Genomic DNA, 24,923 nt, shown 5'->3' on the forward strand with positions numbered 1-24,923 from the left:
GCCAAATGCCCGAAATACGGATGATAAACGGGGGGTATATTCGATGGAAAAGAGCGTGAAGAAGAAAAACTGGCTGGGTATCATTAGCTGCCTAATGGCTGGCATGCTGCTGCTTAGTGCCTGCGGCGGAACCAATTCCGGCAATCAGTCAACTGGCAAGACGGACGACAACGGTGCTGCCAATGAAGATTTATTTAATGCCGTTGGTTCCTATCCGATCGTGAAGGAGCCGATGACCATTAAAATGTTCGCGCCTCAGTTTGCGTCAATCGAAAACATGGATACCAACCTATTTACCAAACATCTTGAAGAGAAGACGAACATCAATATCGCTTGGGACCTTGTACCGGAAAATGCTTTGAACGACCGCAAGCAGCTCATGCTGGCCGGCGGCGATTATCCTGAAGTCATTCTCCAAGCGAATTTGACCAAGGAAGAGCAGATGAAGTATGGGTCGCAGGGCGTGTTTATCCCTCTGAATGATTTGATAGACCAATATGCACCCAATATCAAGAAAGCGATGGAGGATATCCCTTACATGAAAGCCTCCATCACGACTCCGGACGGCAACATCTATGCATTGCCGCAGGTCAATGAATGCTACCATTGTGACAATGCGCTCAAAATGTGGATCAATAAAAAATGGCTCGATAAAGTGGGACTGCCTGTTCCAACGACCACTGACGAATTTTATACTGTGCTGAAAGCGTTCAAAGAGAAGGATCCGAACGGCAACGGCAAACAAGATGAAATCCCGCTGACAGGCTCGGATGAAATGTGGGCAGGCAACGTCTCCGCCTTCCTGATGAACTCGTTTATCCTTGATGATTACGTCGACAAGGGTTCGGGTACGTTCCTCCGCGTCATGGATGGCAAGGTTGATTTTACGGCAAACAAAGAAGAGTGGAAGCAAGGCCTCCTTTATCTGAATCAATTGTACAAAGAGGGATTAATTGATCCCGCAGCCTTTACCCAGAATGCCGATGCGGTTCAGCAAATGGCCAACCGGGAACCGGACAATATTATGGGTACGTTATCAACTGCTTTAATCAGTTATGCTTACAGCATGGATGATAAGGCGCCGCGTCATAAAGATTATGTTGCCCTGCCTCCGCTGAAAGGCCCGAACGGTGTGCAGCAGACGCTGAATTTTGCGGGAATCGGTGTTTCGCAATTTGCGATAACGAATAAAGCGACGAAAGAGCAGCAGATTGCCGCCATCCGGTTAGCGGATTATCTGTATACGGAAGAAGCGATCGTGTTGCAGGAACATGGCCCTGAAGGTAAAGGATGGCGGAAAGCTGAATCCGGAGAAAAGGGCATGGATGGGAAGCAGGCTAAATATACGGCTATTCCTATCCCCGACAAAAAGCCGACGCATAATGACGGTTGGGAGCAGATCGGTCCATCACTGAGAACCTACGCTTATCGTGCCTCCTGGACAGCTCCTCAGGATCCGCTCGCTCCCGATGGATACGGTACCCGTCTGAATCAAGTCTCCGAGGAATATGAACCGTATCAATCCAAGGAGCAATATCCATCGGGATTGTTCATCGCGCTTGAAGATGCCGAGCTCGTAGCTCAGATCAAGACAACGCTTGTCGACTACGTGAAATCCAATATGGCCCAGTTTATTACAGGCTCCAAAGATATTAACAAAGAATGGGATGCATATGTGAAAGGGCTGGATGGCATGCAGCTGAACCAGTACCTGGAAATCTATCAAAAGGCATTGGATGCCGGAAAATAATGCGAAATCGGTTCCCTGCGCATGGGGTCTCCCTTGCGCAGGGGATCATCATTTTCATGGAAAGCAGGTGTATGATTCAATGAATGAACTTGCAAAGCCAACTCCGCAGCAGCTGGCATGGCAGGATATGGAGCTGGGTATGTTCTGCCATTTCGGTATGAACACGTTTTGCGATCAGGAGTGGGGAGACGGAACGGATTCGCCGGAGATCTTCAATCCAGAGCAGCTTGATGCCCGGCAGTGGGCCAGGACCGCAAAACGCGCAGGCTTTAAGTATCTGGTATTGACCGCAAAGCATCATGATGGATTCTGTCTGTGGCCGACGAAAACGACCGATTACTCCGTGAAGTCCAGCCCATGGAGGGGCGGCAAAGGAGATGTTGTCCGTGAAGTTGCCGATGCCTGCAGAGAGGAAGGGCTCCAGTTCGGATTATATCTGTCCCCCTGGGATCGGCATGAACCTTGCTATCCCGATAAAGAGGCTTATGACGATTTCTACGCGGAGCAATTAACCGAGCTTCTGACAGGGTATGGACCGCTGGTCGAAGTATGGTTCGACGGAGCCGGCTCCCAAGGCAGGGAATACGATTGGAATAGAATCATCGGTCTGGTGGATCAATATCAGCCGGATGCAATGGTCTTTAATATGGGACGCCCGACGATCCGCTGGGTAGGGAATGAAGACGGCGTCGCGCCTTATCCGTGCTGGAATACGGCCACCACGGCGAAGGAGAGCATGTTCACCAGTGATATGATGACCTGGATGGAAGGGACTCCGTCTTGGGTACCGGCTGAATGCGATGTTCCGATCCGCAAGCTTCACTGGTTCTGGCATCCTGACGATGAAGCAAGCTTAAGAAGCCTGGAGGAAGTATTGGATATTTATTACCGCTCGGTCGGCCATGGCGCTACGCTGCTCTTGAATATATCCCCGGACAACCGCGGGCTGCTGCCTGAAGTGGATGTGGAGCGCGTCATCGAATTCGGAGATGAAATCCGCCGCAGATTCGGGCAGCCGGTTGGCCAAACGAGTGGAGAAGGAACCGAGCTGCTTCTGAAGCTGGAGTTTATTCAGCCAGTCAATCACGTCATCATCATGGAAGACATTGCCCATGGGGAGCGTGTGCGTGAATACGTACTCGAAGCATACAGCCAAGGCGAATGGAAAGAGCTTGTACGTGGAAGTGCGATCGGGCATAAAAAAATTGACCGTTTCAATACCATCGAAACCGATCAATTGCGGGTTCGTATTCTTTCCAGCGTGGAGCAGCCTTTGATCCGCAATTTAGCTGCATATCACGTAGAATGAAATTAGTAAAACCAAGAACAGACTGCCACGGCAGTCTGTTCTTGTTATTTAATGTTATGGGTTGTTTTTTGGCAGGGGTTTATTCATACTGAATAAGATATGCAGATTGATCCCGCGCCCCTCAGGGTTTGAAAACATAGGAGGAACCATGTCCTGGAGCAAATTGAAGCAACAGCTGGAGAGTTTTCTCAGTCCTGCATTAGCCGGAAGAGTTGAATATCGCGCAACCGGTTATCGTTATTTACCTGATAAAGCAGGGCTTTGTTATATATCGGTAGATAAAAAGAACGTACTCCATATGAGTGATAAAACCAACTCCATAAGGTGGTATCAGACGGAGCTGGAAATCAAGAATGATCCCCATATCCAAATTCCGATCAGCGACGATGAATTGGAAGCCGTCAGAAAGGAAACCAAAGGGACCGTTCCAGAGGATCGTCTCAACGTCATTGCAAGAAATAGAAAAGTATCGGTACTCGCAAAGGAGCTTTTGTCAGCACAGGCTGCATTAAGTAAATCCAATTTTGTCGCTACAGCGAATAAGTTCTTATCTACTTCTATAGAAGAAAGCATGGAGAGCGATGATATCTTATTGAATATTCTAGCTTTGGTAGACAGACGCGTCGGCAAAAAGCGGATTGTAAACATGGCAGACAGGATGAAGCTAAAACATCCGATTGTGCAATATTTTTATGAACTGCGGCGCAGTGCGTGATGAGCATAAATAATTGTCGTTACTCGCTTCCGATAAATATCAACGTCTTCGTTCCAATCGTTACGATGAATTGCTAAACGGCATGCAGGACAGGAATTCAGTCATTGCACGCCGCTTTCATGTACATTAGAAGTTCATATAAATAAATTCCTGCGTTTCTCCGGAAAAGAACAAAATACCAAGTACGATGGCGATCAGGACGATGGCTCCGCCAAGTGCCACTCCCACCATGATCAGTGCCCTTACGACATGATGAGTGAGGCTGCGGGCTTTCGTTTCGGCCGATGTGGTGCTATGGGGCTGTAATTCCATAATCTTTCATCCTCATATACAAGATTTCGCCAAACATGTTATTCCCTTTGTCGATAAGATGGGCCGAGTCGCGATAATATTCATGCGGGATTGTATTGTTCTCCTCTTGATTAAATTCGATATAGGGGTATCCTCTCGACTCTACCAGCTTCTGATAAGCGCCCATCGCTTCGGTATATTCGCTCCAATGGAAAAGCTTCTTGTTGGCAATATGCTCTTTATCCAGCGGAGCCGAATAGAACACGGCTTTCTTATGATGCTCCTGCAGCAGTTCAAGCGTTTTTTCAATCATGAACAACCCGAAGCTGTGATCTTGATCAAAAGGCTTACTCCACCGATAAAGCTCTGCATAGTGCTTGTCGATGCCTTCCTGTTGAGCGTCATTCATTTTGTCATAAGCGGCATACATCGGCGTATAGCTTTCTTCTATCCCTTTTCTTTCATTTTCGTTCCTGTGGACTTCCTGGCGGATTTTCTCCATCGGCGTACGAGTCATGAACAGACGGTAGCTGATCGCGTCGCGATCATGATAGAGGGCCCACTTATTCAGAAAATGGGACGTTACCCAATTGTGGGCGTTGCTTGGGAGCGATTCGCGGTTTTTGTCCGGGAAATCAACCAGCCAGCTGCGCGGGATAGGTTGACCCAGCTTCTCCACCAGCGACGGATAGACGACAACGTTCGGATCATTATCCGAGACAACGACGATCCCATAATTGATCTCATAGACGACAAAATCAATCTCGTCGATCATCGAGGCGAGCAGGGCGTAAGTCTCCGTAAATCTTCCGCCGGAAATCCCCAGGTTGATCACGCGGCTGTCTTTCAAATGAGCCTGAAGGACGCCGGCCGAGGTATTCTCCCCCTTTTGCACGGTCGTGCCGAAGACCGTGGAGGGCCCGAACATGCCGATCACCTTTGTGCCGTCATCCGGATGCTCCTTCAAGTATTCGACCCATAACGGCGTAAAGACAATGGCATCGTATGTCGGAACGCGAAGCTCTTTTTCCGCATGCGTCACGACTTCTTGTCTCATTTGATCGACCACTTGATCGGCTTCAATGCTCAATCCAAGCAATCCGATCAAGGCAAAGGAGATCAGCATGACGGACACGGTTTTATTCAAAACTAATTTACGCAAGATATCTTACACTTCCATTTCCATCCATATTCGAGAATCGGTAACTTATCGCATACCAAGCAGCCGGAGCATTAAATCCCATCCGTCTGCGATCGGCAATATGAAAAATACGCGGCTGATCGTTACACCGAAGAACGTGATCAACATCGCGACAGTGACCGTTACCGGCTTCAGCCATTTCGGAACAGGCTTTAATGCAGGCTTTAGCTGCTTCACATAATAGCGATGAATGCACAGCATCACGCCATGAAACATGCCCCAAATAACGAAATTCCAGGCGGCTCCGTGCCAGAGGCCGGAGACAGTCATCGTCGCCATCAGATTGAAATAGACCCGGGGAGCAGGGACACGGCTTCCCCTGAGGGGGAAATACACATAGCGGGTCAGCCATGAACCGAGCGAAATGTGCCAACGGTTCCAGAACTCGGCTATGCTGCGGGCCAAATAAGGGAAGCGGAAGTTCTCCGGGATGACAATGCCGAACAAGCGAGCTGTCCCGATGGCAATGTCTGAATAGCCAGAAAAATCAAAATAGATGACGAACGTATAGGCGACAAGCGAAATCCAGAGTCTGGCGGTATCTGCCTCAGCTATGCCGGATGCCGAGTAGACGGGCTGCGCCAGCATATCAATGGATCCGGCGAGGACGAGCTTTTTGAAAAGGCCGCACCCGATTCGGGCGACTCCGATCAGCATGTGGTCCAAGTGAAATCTCGATGTTAGCTGCGGATGAAACATCTGAAATTGCTTAATTGGGCCTGCCACCATCGACGGGAAGAAGAAAATGAACGACAACAGACCTTCCGGCCGATGCTCCGGCAGCGTTCCGCGTTTGCGTTCAACCAAGTAATGAATCAGCTCGAACGTAAAGTAGGAGATGCCGAGCGGGAGCACAATCTGTTCTGCCTTAGGCAAGAAGGGCTGATGAATAAAACCAAATAGATTATGTAGCGTATCCAGCATCATATTCGTGTACTTGAAATAACCAAGGACCAGAATGGCGGTAACGATACCTGCGGGATAAATCCATCGCCTGCTCCATTTCGCTGCAGATTTCACGACAATAATCGCGATGATAACTTCCGCAAGCAACAGGAACAGGTAAGCACCTGCATAATTGTAGTAAAATGCGACGCCTGAGGCGAAGAGCACCCAAGGTCTGAGACGATGCGGCATGAGGTGATACGTGACGACAGCCACGAACACGAACAGCCAATAAAACCAATCCGTATACATCATAATTTTCCGTATCCACCATCCGAGTTGCCAAAAATACGTGTCTCTTAAAGCACTTATCCATATTACAGTATCCATCAGTTGAAACGTATGGGAATTTTATGAATGTATTTATTTTTAAGTGGTTATCGAATCCAAAAACCGATTCAAGTTCATGCCCCTTAGGGGAAACACATAGAATAGACGATCATCATTCTACCAAAGTTGCAACTGGCTGTTCTAAAGCATCATGGAGGGGGAGCGGTCATGGCAATCGAACCCTAATGATCAGTGCGGGACGGCTTTTTAGTTCGTTGCCAACGGAACCGGACGAAATTAAAGCTCTTGTTCTAGCGATCGCCTCTCCTTTTTTCGAATTTATAGGGAGTATGCTCCTCTCTGGATTATGATATAGTCATTGAAGTGTCTGCGATATAACATAAACTGCCGTTTGATTAAGCTGGTTAAACATGCTATAAGTGAAGAAAAAGCAAGAGTTTGAACAGTTTGTATTTATTATTTCGGGACAAGATTTGTCCTGGTATGTATAGAGGAGTTTTTAATATGAAAGACAATTTTTGGCGTGATTTACCACGGCCTTTCTTTATACTGGCGCCCATGGAAGATGTGACGGATGTTGTGTTTCGCCATGTCGTAAGCGAAGCAGCCAGACCGGATGTGTTTTTTACGGAGTTTGCGAATACCGAGAGCTATTGCCACCCGGATGGGAACCACAGTGTGCGCGGACGTTTGACTTTTACAGAGGATGAACAGCCGATGGTAGCCCATATCTGGGGAGATAAGCCGGAATACTTTCGTCAGATGAGTATCGGCATGGCGAAAGAAGGGTTTAAAGGCATCGATATTAATATGGGGTGTCCTGTAGCGAATGTAGCGGAGAATGGGAAGGGAAGCGGGCTGATCTGCCGTCCCGACATTGCAGCGGACATTATCCAGGCGGCCAAAGCCGGGGGATTGCCCGTCAGTGTAAAAACAAGGCTCGGTTTCACTGCCGTAGACGAATGGCGCGACTGGTTGACCCATATTTTGAAGCAAGACATTGTGAACCTGTCGATTCATCTGCGGACAAGAGAGGAAATGAGCAAGGTCGATGCGCATTGGGAACTGATTCCGGAGATTAAGAAGCTTCGTGATGAGGTGGCGCCCGATACACTGCTGACCATTAACGGGGATATTCCTGACCGTCAGACCGGTCTCCAGCTCGCCGAACAATACGGTGTGGATGGCATTATGATCGGGCGCGGGATTTTCCATAATCCATTCGCTTTCGAGAAGGAGCCGAAGGATCATAGCAGTGAGGAATTGCTTGGTCTGCTGCGGCTGCATCTGGATCTCCATGATCAATATTCGGCACAGATGCGGCGCTCCTTCAGCGCACTTGTCCGCTTCTTCAAAATTTATGTCCGCGGATTCCGAGGGGCAAGCGAACTCCGAAATCACTTAATGAACGCAAAGTCAACAAGTGAAGTACGTGCGCTCCTCGATGAGTTTGGAAGCAAGCATTCTGATGAGGCAGATGAACGAGGAAATTAAATGGACAGGCTGGAGAACACCAGCGCGCGCTACAGGAGATCAAATATTATTTTTGGAAAACATGGCCGACTTAGCTATGTTTTTTCTTTTGGACAATCTCAGCCCGTCATTCTTGCTATAGTTTTTAGCTATAACTAGTTATGAGATTTTGGTATGCCTTATAACTCTGCTCGTCGTGATATGATAGCGCTATACAACGAGGGGGTTATGTACATGACTGATAAATTCCAGATCGTAGGAAGTTTGTTGCGGCCCGAAGAGCTGCTGAAATATAAAACGCAAATTGAACATCGTGATGATATCCAATATCCGTTCTATGATAACTTCGAAGGGTATGCCGAGTGCGAGACCGAGGCGATCAAACAGGTCGTGAAAAAGGAAATCGAGCATAATCTGTCGGTTGTTACGGACGGCGAATTCTCCAAATCGATGTGGCATCTGGATTTTGTATGGGGCTTTGACGGAGCCCAGCGTTATATCGCGGACCATGGCTACTTTTTCCGGGATGTGGACGGAACCTCGAAATATGAGACACGCAAAGATATCGGCCTGCGCATTACTGGCAAACTGAGCGGAAAGAATCATCATTTTATCGGGCTGTTTAAACAGCTGCAAGAAACGGCTGGCGACCAGCAAACGAAACTTTGCGTACCGTCACCTTCCCATATCTATGGTGAACTTTCCTGGTCGGATAACATTGGCGGCACGGATGCGGTTTATCAGAACAAACAGGAGCTCAAAGCGGGCCTTGTGAGCGCGTATAAGGAATTCGTGGCGGAATTCGCTGCGGCAGGCGGCAAAATCCTGCAATTCGATGATTGCTTGTGGGAGCTGTTTGCAGACGACAACCCGAACTCTCCGTTTACAGGGGAGCATATTAATCAAGCGGAAGTTCAGGGTCTCGCCACCGAATTTATTGAGATTAACAATACCGTGATTGACTTCGGCCATAGCCTCGGCTTGAAAATGTGGACACACAACTGCCGGGGGAACTATGATTCCCGCAACATGGGCGGCGGATCTTATGCGAAAATCGCCAACCTGTTCCTGAAGCAATTGAAATATGATCGCTTCTTCCTGGAGTGGGATGATGATCGTGCAGGTTCGATTGAAGCACTGGAGGTATTCAAGGACAGACCGGAGACGGAGATTGTTCTGGGCTTGCTGTCTTCCAAAACCAATACGCTGGATGATGAAGCACGCGTCATCCGTCTGCTGGACGAAGCATCCAAAATCATTGATAAGGATCGTCTGCTGCTCTCGCATCAATGCGGCTTTGCATCCTGCGATGGCGGGAACGAGCTAAGCGAAGCCGAGCAATGGGCCAAAATCGATCAAGGTCAACGGATTGCCAAGCAATACTGGGGTAGCTAGACAATAAAACGAGATTTAAATATGAACGGCGACCTTTTCCTGGAGTTCAATCAGGGGAGAGGTCGCCGTGTTTTTTTGGATGGTCCCTAGTTGTTCAATGTGATCAAACGATCAATTCTGGTCTTTGCATGAGTCATACCTCCAAGATCAACTTAGTGAGCAGAGTCCTTTATCAAATATTCCATGTTTAGCATACCGTTAATCCGCTGTCTGCACCGCCGAATGCCGTGATGCCATGCTGGACAATACAAACACGGCAATGATGGCGATGAGAACGCCGAATACCCCGAACCAGGTAATGGATGCCAAAGAAACACGGTTAACGATCAGCCCGCCGATTCCTGCGCCGACAGCCATGGCAAACTGCATCATGGAACTGTTCAAGCTCAGCATGATGCCCGAGGATTCAGGAACAAGCTTGACCAGGTTAAATTGCTGCGCTGGAGCGGATGACCAGGCGGCAAAAGACCAGAGGATCAAAATGGCGAATACGGCAATGACCGACTGTCCGACTAAGGATAGCAATATCAACGAAATGACGTGAAGCACCATCCCTGAAACGAGCGTAAATATAATGCCCCGTTTATCCGCGCTGTAGCCGCCGACTTTCGAGCCAATCAAACTGGCAATGCCGAACACGAACAGAGCTGCGCTAATCAATGATTCATTTAAATGAGTCACCTCTAGCAGAAAAGGGGAGATGTAAGTATAGGCAAGGGAATATCCGCCCAACCAGAAAAAAGTAATCGCTAAAGCAACCAAAACCTGAGGTTTCTTTAACAAAGCAAATTGTTTGATCAAAGGGACAGGCTTGTCGCCCTGCATACGTGGAAAAACCGCAGCAATGACGAGCATGGCGATGACCCCGACAATTGCGATGGCCAGAAATACCGCTTTCCAGCCAAAAGCCGAGGCTACCATTCTGCCGAGTGGGACGCCGATGATGAGCGATGCGGTAATGCCCATGGTGACGTTGGCGATGGCGCTGGCTTGCTTGCCTGGCGGAGCGATTTTGGCGGCGATACTGAGCGCGTTAACGGTGACTACCCCGGCGCCTAACGCCGTAATGATTCTAGCGGCAATGAAGAGACCGAAGCCGGTCAATATAAATGTCAGCAGATTTGCGATAATAAAGAGGCCCAGCGAATAAAGTAGAAGCTTACGCCGGTCCATTTTGGCCGTCAGCGCCATTAAAATAGGCGTGCCGACCGCATAGGCAAGGGAATAAACCGTAATGAGCTGGCCTGCTGCCGCAACGCTTGTTCCCATCGTCTCTGCGATCCGGTCCAATATCCCGGAAATGATGTAATTGGATGTTCCAACTAAAAAGCTGACCAAGGCTAGAACGTAAACTTTCCATGTGCTCTTCATAATTCACTCTCCTGATGTGTTTAAATAACGATGTTTTTAAAAATATCGAAATAAAAATATAAATCAAAATTTATGCTTATATCAGCATATACTCATATATAGGTTAATTGTGATCATCAAATCAAAGAAGCCCGCCAATTTATATCACTCCAAATCTCCGAGTACCGCAATGACAGCCGAAGCCTCGACCACTTGCTGTTGATTGGATGCGATCGGAAGCAGCTTCTGCTTCAGCTCTGGCGAGTCGATAACGAGAAACCGCCACGGCTGCAGGTTAGCGGCTGAAGGGGCCAGCGTGGCTTGCCGCAATATTCCGGTCAATTCCTCCCGCGAAATCTTGATCTAGGGATCATAGCTACGAACCGACCGACGTTCTCGAATAACATCAAAAAAAAGTTGGTGCTCCATCGTTAGTGACGGTTGTGAAACCGACATGGTTCTCTCCTCCTTTTGGAAAAGCGGTATTCTGCATTTTGTTTCAATACAACATTAGTTGTTTGAACAACATCTGTTGTATTTATATGTTATGATAACAACAGAATGGTGCGCAATCATCAAAAACCATAAACCGTTGTATAGACAACACCATTTCTATAATGTCGTTTTATTAGGGGAGATCTTAACCATGGCAATTAAAAAGAATGAAGCTGATCCTCGAGTGATACGTACACGGCGACTGCTTCAAGACGCTTTTGCTTCATTAATTCAAGATAAGGACTTTGAATCGATAACCGTTAAGGATATTGCAGAGCGGGCTACTGTTAACAGAGCGACTTTTTATGCGCACTTTGTAGATAAATTCGAAATTCTAGAGGCCAGACTAATGGAATCCTTTATGACAATCATAAATCGTAGAATAAGCGGTCACGAAGTATTAAATGAAGAAACCATCCAGAGTATTTTTCTGGGTGTATGCGATTTTCACAAAGATCTAAGCACTATGTGCAAAAGAAGGTATACATCGCTTGGAGCTGTATTCGAAATTCAAATAAAGGAAAAAATTCAAACGATACTTCTTTCCTTTATAGACAAAGACAAGATGCTGTCGAGTCCAAACGCGCAATTCTTAATAAATACAGCTACTAACATGTTAAGTTGGGGGATGTATGGGGCGGCTTACGCTTGGAACAATGAGGGGCGTCTAATAAGTGCGGAATCATTCGTTAAACAGACTATGCCCTTAGTGATGAACGGAGCTAAAGAATTGCTGGGATAGGTCCTGTCGCTATTGCTCTATCCTGCGGAAGAAACAAGATGCAATGCGGACAATTTGCGAATCCTTATTCAGGAGCGAGGCTTGTACCGACCGTTTAAGAGCGTACCGGAATCATGAGTTGAGGCGATTCGTCTGACGGCACTGGATATTTGGACCGTTCTTGAATAGAAAGGCTGTTTGGGTCGGATGGTTGCATCCATAGAATGGCCAGGTATGAATATCAAACTTGAATCATTTCATTTTCCGAGAGGGGAGCAAGGGCGATGCTATATTTAAGTAACTTCAAACTCTCTTCTACCATTTCCGGCAACCCGAATATCTATCCCGATCATGTGTTCAGGCACATGGCAGGGGAAGTTCTGCTGTTCGATCGAATCACGGTATTATACGGCAGTAACGGCTCCGGCAAATCCACCTTGCTGAATCTGATCGCCAACAAATTGGGTATCGCGGGCGCTGAGCGAATGACAAGCTATGGTCACAACGCTTACGCGCAGCGGTTTATCAAGGAAAGCAGCTATCAGCTCGGGCATGATGATCAGGAGCGTCCCCTATATAAGCTTCCCGACGGGAGCCGGTACATCAAGTCGGAGGATCTGTTGTATGAAATCAAGAAAATACAGCAGGAAAGCGTGCTTCGCGAAGGGCTACTGCATGAGCAGCTCGTTCAGGAAAAGAGCAAGGCCGAGGTAGAAGAGCTGGAGCAGTCGTATGAATTCAAGAAGAAGATGGACATCATTCAATTCGCTCAGGAGAAGTATTCGAACGGGGAAAGCTCGATGCAGTTTTTTGAGGAATATTTGCTTCCCGGGAAACTGTATTTATTGGATGAACCGGAAACGTCGCTTTCTCCGGCGAATCAAATCAAGCTGGCCGAGCAAATGAACGATTTGGCGCGTTATTTTGACAGTCAGTTTATTATTGCTACGCATTCCCCTTTTGTCCTGGGTACGCTTCATGCGAAGATCTACAATCTCGATGCCAAGATATTGCAAACGGCCGAATGGTTTGAGCTGGACCATGTACAATTCTTTTATCGATTTTTCCATAAACATCAAAGATTGTTTGAATGAATATGTTCAAGTATCAGAAGAGGTATCCTTCAAGTAAGGATATCTCTTCTTGGTATGGGCTCCCACAAGGAATATCCTCGACTCAGTTATTTAAATATGCCACAATAAAAGATCAGGGCCACAGGGAAATGGACCTAGGCACGACAATGCAAGCCAAGATCACTTACCAATTTACGTTCCAATAATTTATACTAATTAAGCCAGATTATATTGAAGGAGCTGCCGAATCGGATATGAACAAAAAAGAAGTCGCCAATATACGCAAGCAATTTAAGCTGGATCACGATTTAATGAATATTTACGATATTCTCAATGTCTATATTACGAAGGAAACGAATGAAATCTATCATTGGGAGCGCCTGCCGTTCGAGCTGGTGGATCGGGAGAAGCAAGAGTTATACATGGGGAATTTCAAAAAACTGCTGACCGGCGAGCTGGATCAAAAATTGTTCGAATTGAGGTTTCAGGAAGCAGCGGAGGAACCGGCGCAGGTCATGCTTCACCAAGCGCTCGTGTCGGGTGATCCGGAAGAATGGCAGGACTTGATGCTGATGCTGGTGGATCGAATGCTGAAGGATGCCCAATATGAGCGGGATATGGTGGTCACGTTCGTTCGGGGACAGTATTATTTGCCGACCAAGGCGAGAAACGATGAAGCGGAAGAGAGCGAGAAGAACGAGGTGTTCGCCCATCCGTTTATTTTATGCAGCATGAATTCTACGGAGAAACAACGGAAGACGCTCTTGTTCGATTATGTGGAGCGGGAGTTCAAGTACAATGTCATTGTAGATCCGATTATCAAGTTAAGTGCGCCAGAGCAAGGATTCCTGTACCCTAGCGTGACGGACAATTATTCCGATGTGAATCGTATTTTGTATTGTACGGGAAAATCGAATTTTCCGGATCCGCATTTTGTCGAGCAGGTCTTGAACGGAGAAAGATCCGTGACGGCACTTGAAGAGCGAGCGATCTTCGAGGATATCGTCAAGGAAGTGGCCGGCGAACAGCTCGATTCAGCCACCATTGCCCAGGTGTACGAGGAAATCAACCGGGTGATCGAAATGAACGAAGAGACGAAGGAGGAAGAACCTCCGAAGCTGGATTATAAAGATCTGGAGCGCGTACTGAACGCAAGCGGCGTAGAGGACGTGACAACCGAGAAGGTGGAGCGGGCATTCGAAACCATCGTAGACAACAAGAACTATGAGATGAAAGCAACCAGCGTCATGCCGAAGTATACTACCAAATCCATTAAGATCGAAACCAAGGTAGCTACGATCTCGGTGAGCCCGCAGGATTTAAGGTATGTTAAACAGGTGAATTTCCAAGGTAAACGCTGCATCATGATTGAAGTCGACGAAGATGTCGCGATTGAAGGGTTTACGCTGGCTTCAGAGACGCTTTTAAGTTAAATCAGTTCCATTTCAGACAAGATCAGGTATCGTACGCAGGAACAGACCGCTATCCACAGTTGGATGGCGGTCTTTTTGTTTTTCTTGCCCACTTTGGAAAATTGCGTCCGGAGTCAGTAATCGCATTCCCTTTGCCCGTCGCTAAAGCGAAATCCTTCCTGAGGCTGATGATGGAATACATCGCGTGTCGGGTGTCTCTCGTACCGTAAGGTGTAATGATGAGATTAAACGCATCAAGGCCAACTGAAAATCCAATACGGGGAGATGTAAGAAGTGACAACGTTAATCGAATTCAAAAACGTGACGAAGGCCTATCCAATCGGCGAAGTGACGATTCAAGCCCTTGCGGGCGTTGATTTCTCCATTTTAGAGGGGGAATTCGTCGTGATTCTAGGGGCCAGCGGGGCAGGGAAAAGCACGATTTTGAACATTCTCGGCGGGATGGATACGGCTACCTCGGGACAAGTGTTTGTTGGAGATCAAGAGATTACGGGATGGAGCGAGAAGAGATTAACCGAATACCGCGGCGAGCAGGTTGGCTTCGTATTTCAATTCTATAACCTGATTCCGAATTTGAATGCGCTGGAGAACGTGGAATTTGCGACAGAGGTATGTAAGGACCATCTGGATGCACGAGATATTTTACATAAGGTTGGACTAACGGATCGTTTGAAGAACTTCCCTTCCCAGCTGTCTGGCGGCGAACAGCAAAGAGTTGCGATCGCAAGAGCGGTTGCCAAGAATCCCGCGCTGCTCCTCTGCGACGAACCCACTGGTGCTCTGGATTATGTGACAGGAAAGTCGGTCTTAAAGCTTCTTCAAGATTTGAACCAGGAAACGAAGACATGCGTTGTGCTGGTCACCCATAATTCGGCCATCGCACCGATGGCGGATAAAGTGATCCGCGTCAAGAGCGGAAGAATCGAGAGCATCACGATCAATGAGCACAAACAAAGCGTTGAAGGGATCGAGTGGTAATGAAGATTTTAGCGTTGAAATTGTTAAGGGACATGAGACAGTCGGTAGGACAATTCATAGCCATTGTTTTGGTTATTGCGGTGGGAGCTTTTTTCTACACGGGGCTGGTCACCTTGAGCGACAATCTTAGCGGCTATACGAAGGGGTATTTTCAAGAACATAATCTCAGTGACTTGAACGTCTATTACAGTCAAATTTCCGCAGAGGATGTGGCGGATTTACGGAGCATTGATGGCATTCAAAATATTGAAGGGCGTTATACCGTACAGGCCGAACAGGCTTTTGAAGGTGATAAGGCTGCATTAACGGTGCATTCGATCCCCGTACCTAATACAATCAACACGACCAGGATGATGGAGGGCAGGATGCCAGCCGGGCCTAATGAGATCCTGTTGGACTCCCACTATGCCGAGGCGCATCATTACCGTATCGGTGATTCCATCCGCATTCGTGTGAATGACAAGGATATGACGTTCACGATCAGCGGCTTGATTGAGAATGTGGAGCATGCCAAGAAGAACGAAACCCAGGACCACCAAGCTTATGGAATCGCTTATATCCCCGAAGAGACCATTCCTGAAATCGCTGGCGGCATGTTCTACAATGAGATCCTGATTGATGCCAAGGACGGTTACGACATTGATCAGTTAGGCCAGGCCATTGAAGCACATTCCCAGTCACTCCCTTATATAAGCCAGGTTAGCAAAGAACGGACCTTCAACTATTCCCAGACCCAGCAAACGATTCATAATAATAAGCTGATGAGCAGGGTGATCCCGATCGTTCTCTTTTTGATTGAAGCGGTGATCCTGTTTCTAATTATGTCGAGGATTATCGATTCCCAGCGAAATCAAGTGGGCATTATGAAAGCTTTAGGGGTGAAAAAAAGAAGCATCATGCTGCATTACATGGGTTACCCCGTGCTGGTAGGTGTCATCGGCTCCATCCTGGGCTATGCCATCGCCGCCGCCCTGTTCATTCCACTCATAACAACGTCGATTGGAAGATCCTACTCCCTGCCTGACCTGACGTTCTCCCTTTCGTTCTTTACGCTCCTACCTCCGATGATCTGCTCCAGTGCGTTTGGCATGCTGTCCTGTTATTTCAGCGGCAGAGCGATTTTGCAAGAACGTGCTGCGCAGGCAATGCGTCCGAAACCGCCCAAGAAGATGAAGAAGCTGCTCATCGAGAACATTCCAGGGATGTGGAGTCGGCTGTCCTACAGCAACAAGATTATTCTAAGAAATATCTTCTTAAATAAACAAAAAGCAATCGCAAGCTCCGTTGGTGTTGTGGTCAGTACGGTTTTGTTGATCACGGCTTTCGGCACGCAGACGGCCCTGCTCAAGGTAGCTGGCCAAATCGAAGAGGTAAATACGTATGATTTACGAGTCGATTATGCGATCGGATCGTTCCCGGATATGGCAACAATGCCGTCCGGCATTGCAGACCATTATGGGTTGTCTACCTACCCTGTGGAACTCATCCAAGGGGAAAACAAAGAAAACGCTGCGCTCGTGGTAACGGAGAAGGATAATGGGCTGATTCGCTTTTACGATGAACAAGGCAATCGGCTATCGTTAGAAGATCATGGCGTGCTGGTACCGAAATCTTATGCGGATCAGTATCATATAGCTGAAGGGGATACGATCCAGCTACAATTCACCGCACCGGAGCTTAACCAAACCATCGTTGATATGAAGGTTCTGGATATCTCCACACAATACTCGAATCCGTCGTTCTACAGCACACCGAATTATATGAAGAATTTGGGTATCGACTACGATCCTGCCTCGCTGTTAGTGAGCGTCCTAAGCGCTGCCGATCTGGCGGGCGTTCGCAGCTTCTTCGAACAAGACCCGCAGGTAGAAGCTATTGCGGACAAGGATGACCTGAAGAAATCAGCGCAGTATATGCTGAAGCAAAACAGCTTTATTTTCATCATGTTTATCATCTGTGCCGTTATTCTGTCCTTCGGTGCCATTTACACGATCTCTTCCATCAACATTTATGAAAGGAATCGTGAGCTTGCCACCCTGAAGGTCTTAGGCTATCCCAAACGTAAAATCAACCGGCTGATCTTCTCTGAGAACATGCTGTTAACCGCTTTTGCGGTCATTGTTGCCCTGCCGATCAGCGGTTATGTTTATTCGATTATCATCCAGGCTCTCTCGAGTACGCATCAGCAAATTCCGGATCAATTAAACCTTGTGATTATGCTGGCATCGGTTGTGCTGGCATTCTTCCTGACCCTTCTCTCCAACCTTATGCTGCGGAAGAAAGTGACGCGGATTCATATGATCGAGTCGTTGAAGGGTGTGGAGTGAAATGTATGCCCGCAAGCACCGAGTACTCCAGGCCGCTAAAATATCGGTTGTTAGATATAAAATGAGGGTATTGTGAGTGACACCATGACATAAGAAAGCGCCACGCCTTTTTCATGAGACGTGGCGCTTTTATAAATCTAGCGGCGATGCGTTGACATCCCTAATAATCATCGTTTTAGTAGATATAACTACTTTGGGTGTAGTCGCATGTCTAACAGCAAAGAGAACTTATGAGGGATTAACCATCAACTACACTCATTTGCGCACTAGCTGCGGTTAGCCTTTGGATATTAAAATGAGCCCGTTGAATATTTTCCCTTCTATTTGTAATGGGGTTTGTACTGTGGTTTAGAGGAGGGGAACATTTTAGTGGCCAAGCAAAAATTTCGATCATAAAAAAGACTCTCGGATCCTAAAATGTCCTCGATGGGTAGCCTAGCCTCCTATCCGATTTGATTCAATGCAGATTGGTGAGCTTCATTCATAGCCGGCTATTTCAATAAAATAATAAATAGAGACACCAAACGTACCTCTTGTAATTGGTGTTATCAATAATGAATGGATAATATTGAAGAATATAGGAGATGCATAATGGACTACTCGTCAATAGCAAAGGAACCGCGTATCTTATCCAGAAGAATTAACATATAACATGTCTGGTAATTACGTCTAAACGAGAGGTGATTCATATTTATGGTGTTTAGCAGTAATAACTCTAAAAAAAACCAAAAGGGTTTGTTTATCGGTATAATGGTTGTTGGTTTATCAACAATCATTGCTTGTAGTCCTAAAGACATAAAAGAAACAGAGTTAATAACTGATTATAATCGGCATTTGATTGGAAAAGAAACAAGTGGCGATTATATGATATATCGAAACGGGGTTTATATTGATTCTAATGGAATCGAGTACTCACCAGAGGAATTAAAGAATAGAACACGAAATGGTCTTCCTGAGAACCGGATTATCACAAAGATAATGGAAGAAAATATTATGCCTCCCTCAATTTTTGAGTTAGAAACAAAAGAAAAAAACGGAGTATATATTTCCCCTGAGATAATTACTGTAAATGGTTCATTAAACGTCTTAACAGATACTAATGGATCGGGGTGGGAACTAAAAGCGGGTGACTCTGTAGAATATGAATTCGAAAAGTATAAATCGGAGGTGGTCGAAAATCAAAATATATTAATTGGTTACGTTAAAGACGGCGTTCTATATCCATCGCAAAAATTCGATCAATTAAAGGGGAATTACAATTTAACTATTGAGGAATCAGGGCAATATTACTTTTACATAATAAATGCAAGTTCTGATACGATTGCCTTGAAAGAGGGAACTTTAAGGCTGACAAAAAATAACTGATTTTTTTATTATTGATTCTACTCTTTTAATTTTAAGGGCATTTTACTACCAGCATAGAAAGAAAGTGCCCTGTGCTTTGAATCCAAAGGAATAACGGAACAGTACCGTTTTGTACATCCAAGTGTACGGGCTGCAGTCCCTTGATCTATAATAGGGGACATGCATGCAATGGCAAAATTCAATCGCGAATGGAATAGGAGAACAGAATGATGAAACAAAAAATGGCCGTCATCGGCTTAGGGCATATGGGCCGGCATATGATTCACCGCTTACTGCCTCAATATACGGAGAAGATCGAAGTGGTCGCCATTTGCGACAGTGATGAATCCAGTTTGCATCGTGAAGCTGCGGAAGCAGGGATTCATCCAAGGCTGTACACCGACTATCGCCAGCTGCTGGATGAGGTGACGCTTGACCTGGTGTATATCGCGGTTCCGCCGTCCCTGCATTATGACGTGGCCCGGATCGCATTTGAGAAAGGCATCCACGTCTTCTGCGAGAAGCCGCTGGCCAATAGCTTGACCGAAGCCCGGAGTCTGGTGGAGCTGGCCGAGAAGGCCGATGTGCTCCATGCGGTTCATTTCTCGCTTCCGCTCGATCCGGCCGTTCTGAAGCTGCAGGGATTGCTTGAGGATCAGGCGATCGGCCGGATCCAAAGCATGGATCTGTACCTGGAGTTTCCGCAGTGGCCGAGGGCCTGGCAGCAGAATCCATGGATTACGTCAAGGCAGCAGGGCGGATACCTGCTGGAGGTCGGCATTCACTGGATCCAGATGATCCAGCAGGTGTTCGGGCCGATTACGCATGTCAAGAGCGAGATCGAGTTTCCGCCGGATTCGAATCAGTCCGAGAGCCGGGTCCAGGCCGTTCTGAGATTACATAATGATATCGAGATTCGCCTGTCGGGAACCGACCAACGGGAAGGGGAGGAGCGTGTCTCCTTGGTGGTCCACGGTGAAGAAGGCACTTTGGCATTGGAGAACTGGTGCAATCTGTACCGAAGCGGCAAGGATACCGAACTGCAGCCAGTGTCTGTGGATGATGTCGTCAGCCCGCTGCCGATCCTGAAGCAAATCATTCAGATTTTGAACGGAGAGTCCGGTCTCAACTATGATTTCCATGACGGGTATAACGCGCAGGTTGTTTTGGAAGCTCTGCGTAATCCGGGTGAGGGCTTTACGGATGTAAGGCCTCAATTGATGGGGGACCAAACGGAAGGGTTTATTGTAACGACCTGATGGGTGAATGTTATGTCATAACAAGGACGCCATCTTAGAAGGTGTCTCTCTGGTGAGGCTGTTCAATGCGGATAGCGAGTTTGTGGGTTTCGCTATCTTGGAGCAGGTTCATGACGAGATTTCCGCATAGGGTGCATGTGGAAATTATGGCGAGTTGGTAAGAAAGTAATACAGGTTGAAATCACATCGCGTTGAGGTGATCCATGGTGTTCGTGCAACTTAGCAGTTTCATCACGCTCGGCCTGTAGAGGATGGCATAACCCTCTTGGCTCCTTTGCAGGCTGGGCCTTATCCCAAGGGGCGTGATGGAATGAAAAGCAAAGGCAACAATCGTACTCGTTCGTATTACCGTCATCATCGACGGAGAGTGATCCAGCGTAAGAGCAGGCTTGCTAAACAGCTTGGTTGGCATGCCAAGTTTACAGGTGAGTTTGCTAAAGGGAAGATTCATTGCTCTTGCAAATATTGCAGGGTGAAATCGAGAGAAATCGGATGGCCTAAATCTGATCTTGTAAAACTTGCACGTATGAATGAGTTTAGTAGTTTGGAGTAGGGTTTTAGGTTTAGTGTAAGGAAAGGCTGTAGATGGTAATGTCTACGGCCTTTTGTTTTGCTCAACGATATTCAATCATGACCACCCGTCCAACGGGTGGTTTGCTCTTGGGGTATAACCCCTTGTTGCCAAACTGCGCCTAAAGACGCTAGCCTGACCACAAATCCGTTCAGGCTCAGTGTTTTTGTCACTTTCACTTACCAGTTAAACTGGTTTATTTCTTCTTGCTCCTGTTGCTACTGAACGGATCTTCGTACTCTTTTACACTCAGCTTATCTACCGCTTGGTCATGTGCTTCTTGTTCACGAATGTACTTTCTTACCGTTGCTTCATTTAATCCTACCGTACTCACATAATATCCTTCTGCCCAGAATTTTCGATTCCCGTATTTATATTTGAGCTGGGCATGCTTCTCAAAGATCATTAGCGAACTTTTTCCTTTTAGATATCCCATGAACGATGAGACTGCAATTTTCGGTGGGATTGCTACCAAAATGTGTACATGATCCGGCATCATATGACCTTCTATGATCTCTACACCTTTGTACTTGCATAAGCGCTTGAAAATTTCAATCAGATCTCTTCTCACTTGATTATAAATCTCTTTCCGTCTATACTTCGGGGTGAATACAATGTGGTATTTGCACATCCACTTTGTGTGAGCTAGGCTGTAGCTCTTGGTTGCCATCTAAGACCATTCCTTTCTTTGAGCCTGAACATCTCAAGTTTATCGGAATGGTCTTAGTGGTCAAACCCTCAATCCCTCCACCCGCATAGCGGGTGGTTTTTTGTTTCGCGCGTTTCACGCACTCAACTGGCTAAAGCCATAATAAAAAAACGGCAGGGTATACCCTGCCGCTTGCTCTATTCAAGATCCTCTAAAATGTATGTGAAAACATCGTCTACAAGCTTCACGATGCTGCGTATTTCCTTATCGAATGTTGAGCTGGTAATTGTTCCTTTATTATAAGAGTCGACGTTCAGTTTGACTCCGGAAGTTTTGGCTAAAGAAACTTCTTTAACTTGTCCATTGAGTTCTTTTTTCGTTTCAGCTGTTTCCTTATTGCAGACTTTCTTTGCTTCACTAAGACTTTTCTTAGCCTTATCAAGTGTTGCCTTCATCTGACTCAGTTCCGTTTTGCTGGCTTTGGACTTCTTAAGGTTGTTGTACTTGGATGTCAGCTGCTTGGATTGATTCGTGAGGGTGGTTACATTGGAGCACACAGGAGCTTTATATGTCCGTATAGCAGACTTAACTTCCTTTAACCTCTTGTTGTATTCCTCAAAGTAGATCTTATTAACCTCGGAGATCGACATTTTGATGGAGGGTGGGGCGGCATAAGCCTGTGACGGGAGAATTAAGATAGCGAGCATCAACAAAAGGGCTATAGTCTTCTTCATTTATGTATGAACACCTCTCTATAAGTAGTAACATTATCATACCTTAATTTGGGTCTGATCAATAGATAGAGAAAAGGATTTTCACAGGCTCCCACAGAATAACATGAAGCTGCACACATTTTTTGAGATTTGAAGGGGATTTGAAATGAAGACGAAATTAATTATGGTTGAGGGCCTGCCGGGGTTCGGCAAGTCGACGACGTCCCGTATGCTGCATGATATTCTTTCCGAGCACAACATTGAGGCCCGGCTGGTGATGGAGGGGGATACAGACCACCCGGCGGATTATGAGGGAACCGCGTGTCTGACGGAAGAGGAATTCGGGCAGTTGCTGGAAGTCGCAGGCCCTTTTAAAGAAATATGGATCGAACGGGCTGTCAAAAAAAACAGCTGGAACCTCTTACCCTACCAGAAGCTGAAAAACGAATATGGCGCTTCTTTTCCGGATGATCTATATCATTCGTTGGCTAAAAAGGATATTTACGAGCTCCCGCTGGACCTCAACCGGTGGCTCATCACCGATCGGTGGGGGGCATTTGCCGAGCAGGCGCTGCATGAGCCTACCGTCACGATTTTTGAGTGCTGTTTCATTCAGAATCCGGTGACCGTCGGCATGGTGAAGCATGATGCGCCGGAAGATCAAGTGACGGACTACGTGCTGGGGCTGGAAAAAGCAGTCCTTCCGCTAAATCCCCTCCTGTTCTACATTGAGCAGAACGACCTGGAATACGCATTCCGCAAGGCCATCCGGGAACGCCCGGAGGCATGGTCCACAGGGTTCGCCCATTACTACACTGGACAGGGGTACGGCAAACATCACGGTCTGGAAGGCGTCGAAGGGACTCTGCAAGTATTGGAAGCCCGGCGCGAGTTGGAGCACAGGATCTTGGACAAGCTCGAACTGAACAAGGAGTTAATCAATAACTCCCTTTATGACCAAGAGACGTACAGAACCATGCTAATGGACAAGCTGAAGCGGCATGCGATCATCCCATAATATTTTTCATAGATAAGGAAGGACGGTTTAATGAAGCGATTACTCATGATCATGATGCTTTACATAACGGCTTTATTGGTAGGCTGCGAGAAGGAACCCGGTTGGGAGACGATTCAGCTACTTGATGAAAAGGTTGCCGAGATTCGGATTTCAACGTTCGAGACTTGGGACGAGATGAATGGGGATACACTGTTGTCCTTTAAGGAAGCGAAAGATGTAAGATCGTTTGAGGAAGCGATCCGTACCGCCCGCAAGCAGCCGGAAGATGCCAAACGAACGGACCCGGATTACGACGTGATGGTCGTCTATGCCCAGCCATCTCCGATCCATGCCATCAAGCTGTGGTTGGGGGAAGAGGGTCAGGAAAGTGTGTTCAGCTACGGGTTCAAAGATTGGGGAGAAGATGTATATGTGGTTTCCGCCAAACATACGGATCGGATGAGAGAACTCATTTTACCAGAGGGGCGTTAAAGCCGTTATCGGAGCCCCTCTCACTGACCAAACGCCGAATGCCTCATATCCCATAAAATAACGACTTGGATGTATAAAATCAGGGGATTGGGAGATGAATGATATCATCATTCAGGAGGCGATGAAGTGAAAAAGTTGACCAACAAGTTAAAATATATGGCTGGAGCGTTTCTTGCCGGAGCCCTGCTGATTATAGGGATTATGTTCGCTGCTGCGAATCCCGAAGGAACCTTAGGTACGATTCAACACGCGATGTCTAAAATAAGCCACTTCGTTAACGGCAAGGACAACGCCACCGCTGACGGTCCAATTGCGGAACAAGAGACGGCGACCTCGGATCCTAAGATGCCTACCGACAGCAGCGATGCGCCAGCTCGCATGGTTTCAGATCCGGTTAACCAACCCGTGTACTGGGGCGAGGCTTCCAGGAAGGAATCCCTGGGGCAGCCTGTAGTCAAGCTGTACAATGCGGCGGGCAAGCCAGTTGGCTCCGCTACCCTGGAGCAGATCCATGACGGGGTGAAGGTGAAGATTACCGCATCCGGCCTCACTCCAGGCAAGCATGGGTTCCATGTGCATGAGAATGCGATTCAGGGAACGGATTTTAAATCTGCCGGAGGGCATTTTAATCCAACCCACAAGCATCATGGCCTGGAGAATCCGCAAGGAAGCCATGTCGGCGACATGCCGAACCTGGTCGTGGGCGCAGACGGCACCGTGGAAGCGGAGACGATGATTCAGCATGGCACGCTGGAAAAGAACCAGCCGAACTCGGTGCTGGGACGCTCGTTGATCATACATGCCGGCGAGGATGACAATGTCACCGACCCGGCGGGCAATTCCGGCGACCGCGTGGCGGGCGGGAATATTCCGGAGTAATCTGGCAAATCGATAGTACATCCGTTTGCAGCATATGAAATTCAGTGAAAAACGCATCTCCACGGGGAGGTGCGTTTTTTTGTTAAGTTATGCTGGTTCAAGTACACCGGGAGAATGAACCCCGCAGGATAAAATTGAATTACTTGCTTCGACGCGGTGGGTTCTTGGTCGTATACGTTTCTGACGACACATTCTGAAAATATTGAATGATTTTGAGCAATTGTCTCATGTAGTTCCCGGCGGCTCTCCTTCTATACTTAAGGTATGGAAAA

Annotated in this window: 21 protein-coding genes and 1 pseudogene; 15 read left to right on the plus strand and 7 right to left on the minus strand. The window is 47.2% G+C overall.

Annotated features, from left to right (window positions below; genetic code table 11):
- The first annotated feature begins 43 nt into the window (after nt 1–43).
- The 3 genes from AC3RCL_RS04965 to AC3RCL_RS04975 all read left to right on the plus strand — a co-directional run bounded on the left by AC3RCL_RS04965 (nt 44) and on the right by AC3RCL_RS04975 (nt 3,774).
- Complete coding sequence (locus tag AC3RCL_RS04965) at nt 44–1,750, plus strand: ABC transporter substrate-binding protein (RefSeq protein WP_492534686.1); 1,707 nt, start codon at nt 44–46, stop codon at nt 1,748–1,750.
- Nucleotides 1,751–1,829: 79 nt separating this feature from the next.
- Complete coding sequence (locus AC3RCL_RS04970) at nt 1,830–3,059, plus strand: alpha-L-fucosidase (RefSeq protein ID WP_492534687.1); 1,230 nt, start codon at nt 1,830–1,832, stop codon at nt 3,057–3,059.
- Between the two features lie 148 nt (nt 3,060–3,207).
- Nucleotides 3,208–3,774 carry an SF0329 family protein gene (locus AC3RCL_RS04975; RefSeq protein WP_452517717.1) on the plus strand — a complete coding sequence of 189 codons (567 nt, stop codon included), beginning with the start codon at nt 3,208–3,210 and terminating at the stop codon, nt 3,772–3,774.
- A 126-nt stretch (nt 3,775–3,900) separates the two neighbouring features.
- Here AC3RCL_RS04975 and AC3RCL_RS04980 read toward each other — a convergent pair whose 3' ends face one another.
- From AC3RCL_RS04980 to AC3RCL_RS04990, 3 genes are read right to left on the minus strand one after another with little or no spacing between them, the layout of a single operon-like run.
- Complete coding sequence (locus AC3RCL_RS04980) at nt 3,901–4,086, minus strand: hypothetical protein (protein ID WP_096775017.1); 186 nt, start codon at nt 4,084–4,086, stop codon at nt 3,901–3,903.
- Nucleotides 4,067–5,227 (minus strand): hypothetical protein, encoded by a 1,161-nt coding sequence (locus AC3RCL_RS04985; RefSeq protein ID WP_492534688.1) that lies wholly within the window; start codon nt 5,225–5,227, stop codon nt 4,067–4,069. The genes AC3RCL_RS04980 and AC3RCL_RS04985 overlap by 20 nt, the downstream gene beginning before the upstream one ends.
- Before the next feature lie 45 nt (nt 5,228–5,272).
- Nucleotides 5,273–6,466 (minus strand): MBOAT family O-acyltransferase, encoded by a 1,194-nt coding sequence (locus tag AC3RCL_RS04990; RefSeq protein ID WP_492534689.1) that lies wholly within the window; start codon nt 6,464–6,466, stop codon nt 5,273–5,275.
- Nucleotides 6,467–7,006: 540 nt separating this feature from the next.
- Here AC3RCL_RS04990 and AC3RCL_RS04995 point away from each other — a divergent pair.
- A complete protein-coding gene (locus AC3RCL_RS04995; protein ID WP_492534690.1) occupies nt 7,007–7,996 on the plus strand; it encodes a tRNA dihydrouridine synthase in 990 nt (329 codons plus the stop codon).
- A 213-nt stretch (nt 7,997–8,209) separates the two neighbouring features.
- Nucleotides 8,210–9,370 carry a cobalamin-independent methionine synthase II family protein gene (locus AC3RCL_RS05000; protein WP_492534691.1) on the plus strand — a complete coding sequence of 387 codons (1,161 nt, stop codon included), beginning with the start codon at nt 8,210–8,212 and terminating at the stop codon, nt 9,368–9,370.
- 198 nt (nt 9,371–9,568) lie between these two features.
- Here the strand turns inward: AC3RCL_RS05000 and AC3RCL_RS05005 are convergent, their stop codons facing one another.
- Nucleotides 9,569–10,741, minus strand: coding sequence for an MFS transporter (locus tag AC3RCL_RS05005; protein ID WP_036661852.1), 1,173 nt, complete (start codon nt 10,739–10,741; stop codon nt 9,569–9,571).
- 147 nt (nt 10,742–10,888) lie between these two features.
- A pseudogene (locus tag AC3RCL_RS05010) lies at nt 10,889–11,176 on the minus strand (nitroreductase family protein); the annotation flags it as partial.
- Nucleotides 11,177–11,366: 190 nt separating this feature from the next.
- Between AC3RCL_RS05010 and AC3RCL_RS05015 the strand changes: the two are divergent.
- The 7 genes from AC3RCL_RS05015 (at nt 11,367) to AC3RCL_RS05045 (ending at nt 20,350) form a co-directional block, all read left to right on the plus strand.
- Complete coding sequence (locus tag AC3RCL_RS05015) at nt 11,367–11,957, plus strand: TetR/AcrR family transcriptional regulator (RefSeq protein ID WP_012819158.1); 591 nt, start codon at nt 11,367–11,369, stop codon at nt 11,955–11,957.
- Nucleotides 11,958–12,220: 263 nt separating this feature from the next.
- Nucleotides 12,221–13,030, plus strand: a complete 810-nt coding sequence (locus AC3RCL_RS05020; protein WP_492534692.1) for an AAA family ATPase — start codon at nt 12,221–12,223, stop codon at nt 13,028–13,030.
- A gap of 233 nt (nt 13,031–13,263) precedes the next feature.
- Entirely contained in the window at nt 13,264–14,442 is a 1,179-nt protein-coding gene (locus AC3RCL_RS05025) for a DUF4317 domain-containing protein (RefSeq protein ID WP_012819164.1), read from the plus strand.
- 273 nt (nt 14,443–14,715) lie between these two features.
- Entirely contained in the window at nt 14,716–15,420 is a 705-nt protein-coding gene (locus AC3RCL_RS05030; protein ID WP_492534693.1) for an ABC transporter ATP-binding protein, read from the plus strand.
- Complete coding sequence (locus AC3RCL_RS05035; protein ID WP_492534694.1) at nt 15,420–17,747, plus strand: ABC transporter permease; 2,328 nt, start codon at nt 15,420–15,422, stop codon at nt 17,745–17,747. The genes AC3RCL_RS05030 and AC3RCL_RS05035 overlap by 1 nt, the downstream gene beginning before the upstream one ends.
- 693 nt (nt 17,748–18,440) lie before the next feature.
- Nucleotides 18,441–19,112 carry a hypothetical protein gene (locus AC3RCL_RS05040; RefSeq protein WP_492534695.1) on the plus strand — a complete coding sequence of 224 codons (672 nt, stop codon included), beginning with the start codon at nt 18,441–18,443 and terminating at the stop codon, nt 19,110–19,112.
- Nucleotides 19,113–19,318: 206 nt separating this feature from the next.
- Complete coding sequence (locus AC3RCL_RS05045; protein WP_492534696.1) at nt 19,319–20,350, plus strand: Gfo/Idh/MocA family protein; 1,032 nt, start codon at nt 19,319–19,321, stop codon at nt 20,348–20,350.
- Between the two features lie 767 nt (nt 20,351–21,117).
- Here the strand turns inward: AC3RCL_RS05045 and tnpA are convergent.
- Both tnpA and AC3RCL_RS05055 read right to left on the minus strand, forming a co-directional pair.
- On the minus strand, nt 21,118–21,591 hold the full coding sequence (gene tnpA / locus AC3RCL_RS05050; RefSeq protein WP_492534697.1) for an IS200/IS605 family transposase: 474 nt from the start codon (nt 21,589–21,591) through the stop codon (nt 21,118–21,120).
- A gap of 176 nt (nt 21,592–21,767) precedes the next feature.
- The gene (locus tag AC3RCL_RS05055; protein ID WP_492534698.1) at nt 21,768–22,304 is read right to left on the minus strand and encodes a hypothetical protein; all 537 of its coding nucleotides are present in this window, start codon (nt 22,302–22,304) and stop codon (nt 21,768–21,770) included.
- 145 nt (nt 22,305–22,449) lie between these two features.
- On the opposite strand from AC3RCL_RS05055, the gene AC3RCL_RS05060 reads away from it, so the two are divergent.
- The 3 genes from AC3RCL_RS05060 (at nt 22,450) to AC3RCL_RS05070 (ending at nt 24,651) form a co-directional block, all read left to right on the plus strand.
- The gene (locus AC3RCL_RS05060; protein WP_492534699.1) at nt 22,450–23,301 is read left to right on the plus strand and encodes a hypothetical protein; all 852 of its coding nucleotides are present in this window, start codon (nt 22,450–22,452) and stop codon (nt 23,299–23,301) included.
- A 30-nt stretch (nt 23,302–23,331) separates the two neighbouring features.
- Nucleotides 23,332–23,772, plus strand: coding sequence for a YhfM domain-containing protein (locus AC3RCL_RS05065; RefSeq protein ID WP_492534700.1), 441 nt, complete (start codon nt 23,332–23,334; stop codon nt 23,770–23,772).
- Between the two features lie 126 nt (nt 23,773–23,898).
- Nucleotides 23,899–24,651 (plus strand): superoxide dismutase family protein, encoded by a 753-nt coding sequence (locus AC3RCL_RS05070; RefSeq protein WP_492534701.1) that lies wholly within the window; start codon nt 23,899–23,901, stop codon nt 24,649–24,651.
- Nucleotides 24,652–24,923: the final 272 nt, after the last annotated feature.

It is taken from the genome of Paenibacillus sp. MT86, from assembly GCF_058792535.1.

What these genes read in the sequence shown, in the direction of transcription:
- AC3RCL_RS05055 (WP_492534698.1), bottom strand. Translation starts at nt 22,304, where the DNA reads ATGAAGAAGACTATAGCCCTTTTGTTGATGCTCGCTATCTTAATTCTC.
- AC3RCL_RS04995 (WP_492534690.1), top strand. Translation starts at nt 7,007, where the DNA reads ATGAAAGACAATTTTTGGCGTGATTTACCACGGCCTTTCTTTATACTG.
- AC3RCL_RS05015 (WP_012819158.1), top strand. Translation starts at nt 11,367, where the DNA reads ATGGCAATTAAAAAGAATGAAGCTGATCCTCGAGTGATACGTACACGG.
- AC3RCL_RS04980 (WP_096775017.1), bottom strand. Translation starts at nt 4,086, where the DNA reads ATGGAATTACAGCCCCATAGCACCACATCGGCCGAAACGAAAGCCCGC.
- AC3RCL_RS05035 (WP_492534694.1), top strand. Translation starts at nt 15,420, where the DNA reads ATGAAGATTTTAGCGTTGAAATTGTTAAGGGACATGAGACAGTCGGTA.
- AC3RCL_RS05065 (WP_492534700.1), top strand. Translation starts at nt 23,332, where the DNA reads ATGAAGCGATTACTCATGATCATGATGCTTTACATAACGGCTTTATTG.
- AC3RCL_RS05005 (WP_036661852.1), bottom strand. Translation starts at nt 10,741, where the DNA reads ATGAAGAGCACATGGAAAGTTTACGTTCTAGCCTTGGTCAGCTTTTTA.
- AC3RCL_RS05000 (WP_492534691.1), top strand. Translation starts at nt 8,210, where the DNA reads ATGACTGATAAATTCCAGATCGTAGGAAGTTTGTTGCGGCCCGAAGAG.
- AC3RCL_RS05025 (WP_012819164.1), top strand. Translation starts at nt 13,264, where the DNA reads ATGAACAAAAAAGAAGTCGCCAATATACGCAAGCAATTTAAGCTGGAT.
- AC3RCL_RS05060 (WP_492534699.1), top strand. Translation starts at nt 22,450, where the DNA reads ATGAAGACGAAATTAATTATGGTTGAGGGCCTGCCGGGGTTCGGCAAG.
- AC3RCL_RS05045 (WP_492534696.1), top strand. Translation starts at nt 19,319, where the DNA reads ATGATGAAACAAAAAATGGCCGTCATCGGCTTAGGGCATATGGGCCGG.
- AC3RCL_RS04990 (WP_492534689.1), bottom strand. Translation starts at nt 6,466, where the DNA reads ATGATGTATACGGATTGGTTTTATTGGCTGTTCGTGTTCGTGGCTGTC.
- AC3RCL_RS05040 (WP_492534695.1), top strand. Translation starts at nt 18,441, where the DNA reads ATGGTGTTTAGCAGTAATAACTCTAAAAAAAACCAAAAGGGTTTGTTT.
- AC3RCL_RS04975 (WP_452517717.1), top strand. Translation starts at nt 3,208, where the DNA reads ATGTCCTGGAGCAAATTGAAGCAACAGCTGGAGAGTTTTCTCAGTCCT.
- tnpA (WP_492534697.1), bottom strand. Translation starts at nt 21,591, where the DNA reads ATGGCAACCAAGAGCTACAGCCTAGCTCACACAAAGTGGATGTGCAAA.
- AC3RCL_RS04970 (WP_492534687.1), top strand. Translation starts at nt 1,830, where the DNA reads ATGAATGAACTTGCAAAGCCAACTCCGCAGCAGCTGGCATGGCAGGAT.
- AC3RCL_RS04965 (WP_492534686.1), top strand. Translation starts at nt 44, where the DNA reads ATGGAAAAGAGCGTGAAGAAGAAAAACTGGCTGGGTATCATTAGCTGC.
- AC3RCL_RS05020 (WP_492534692.1), top strand. Translation starts at nt 12,221, where the DNA reads ATGCTATATTTAAGTAACTTCAAACTCTCTTCTACCATTTCCGGCAAC.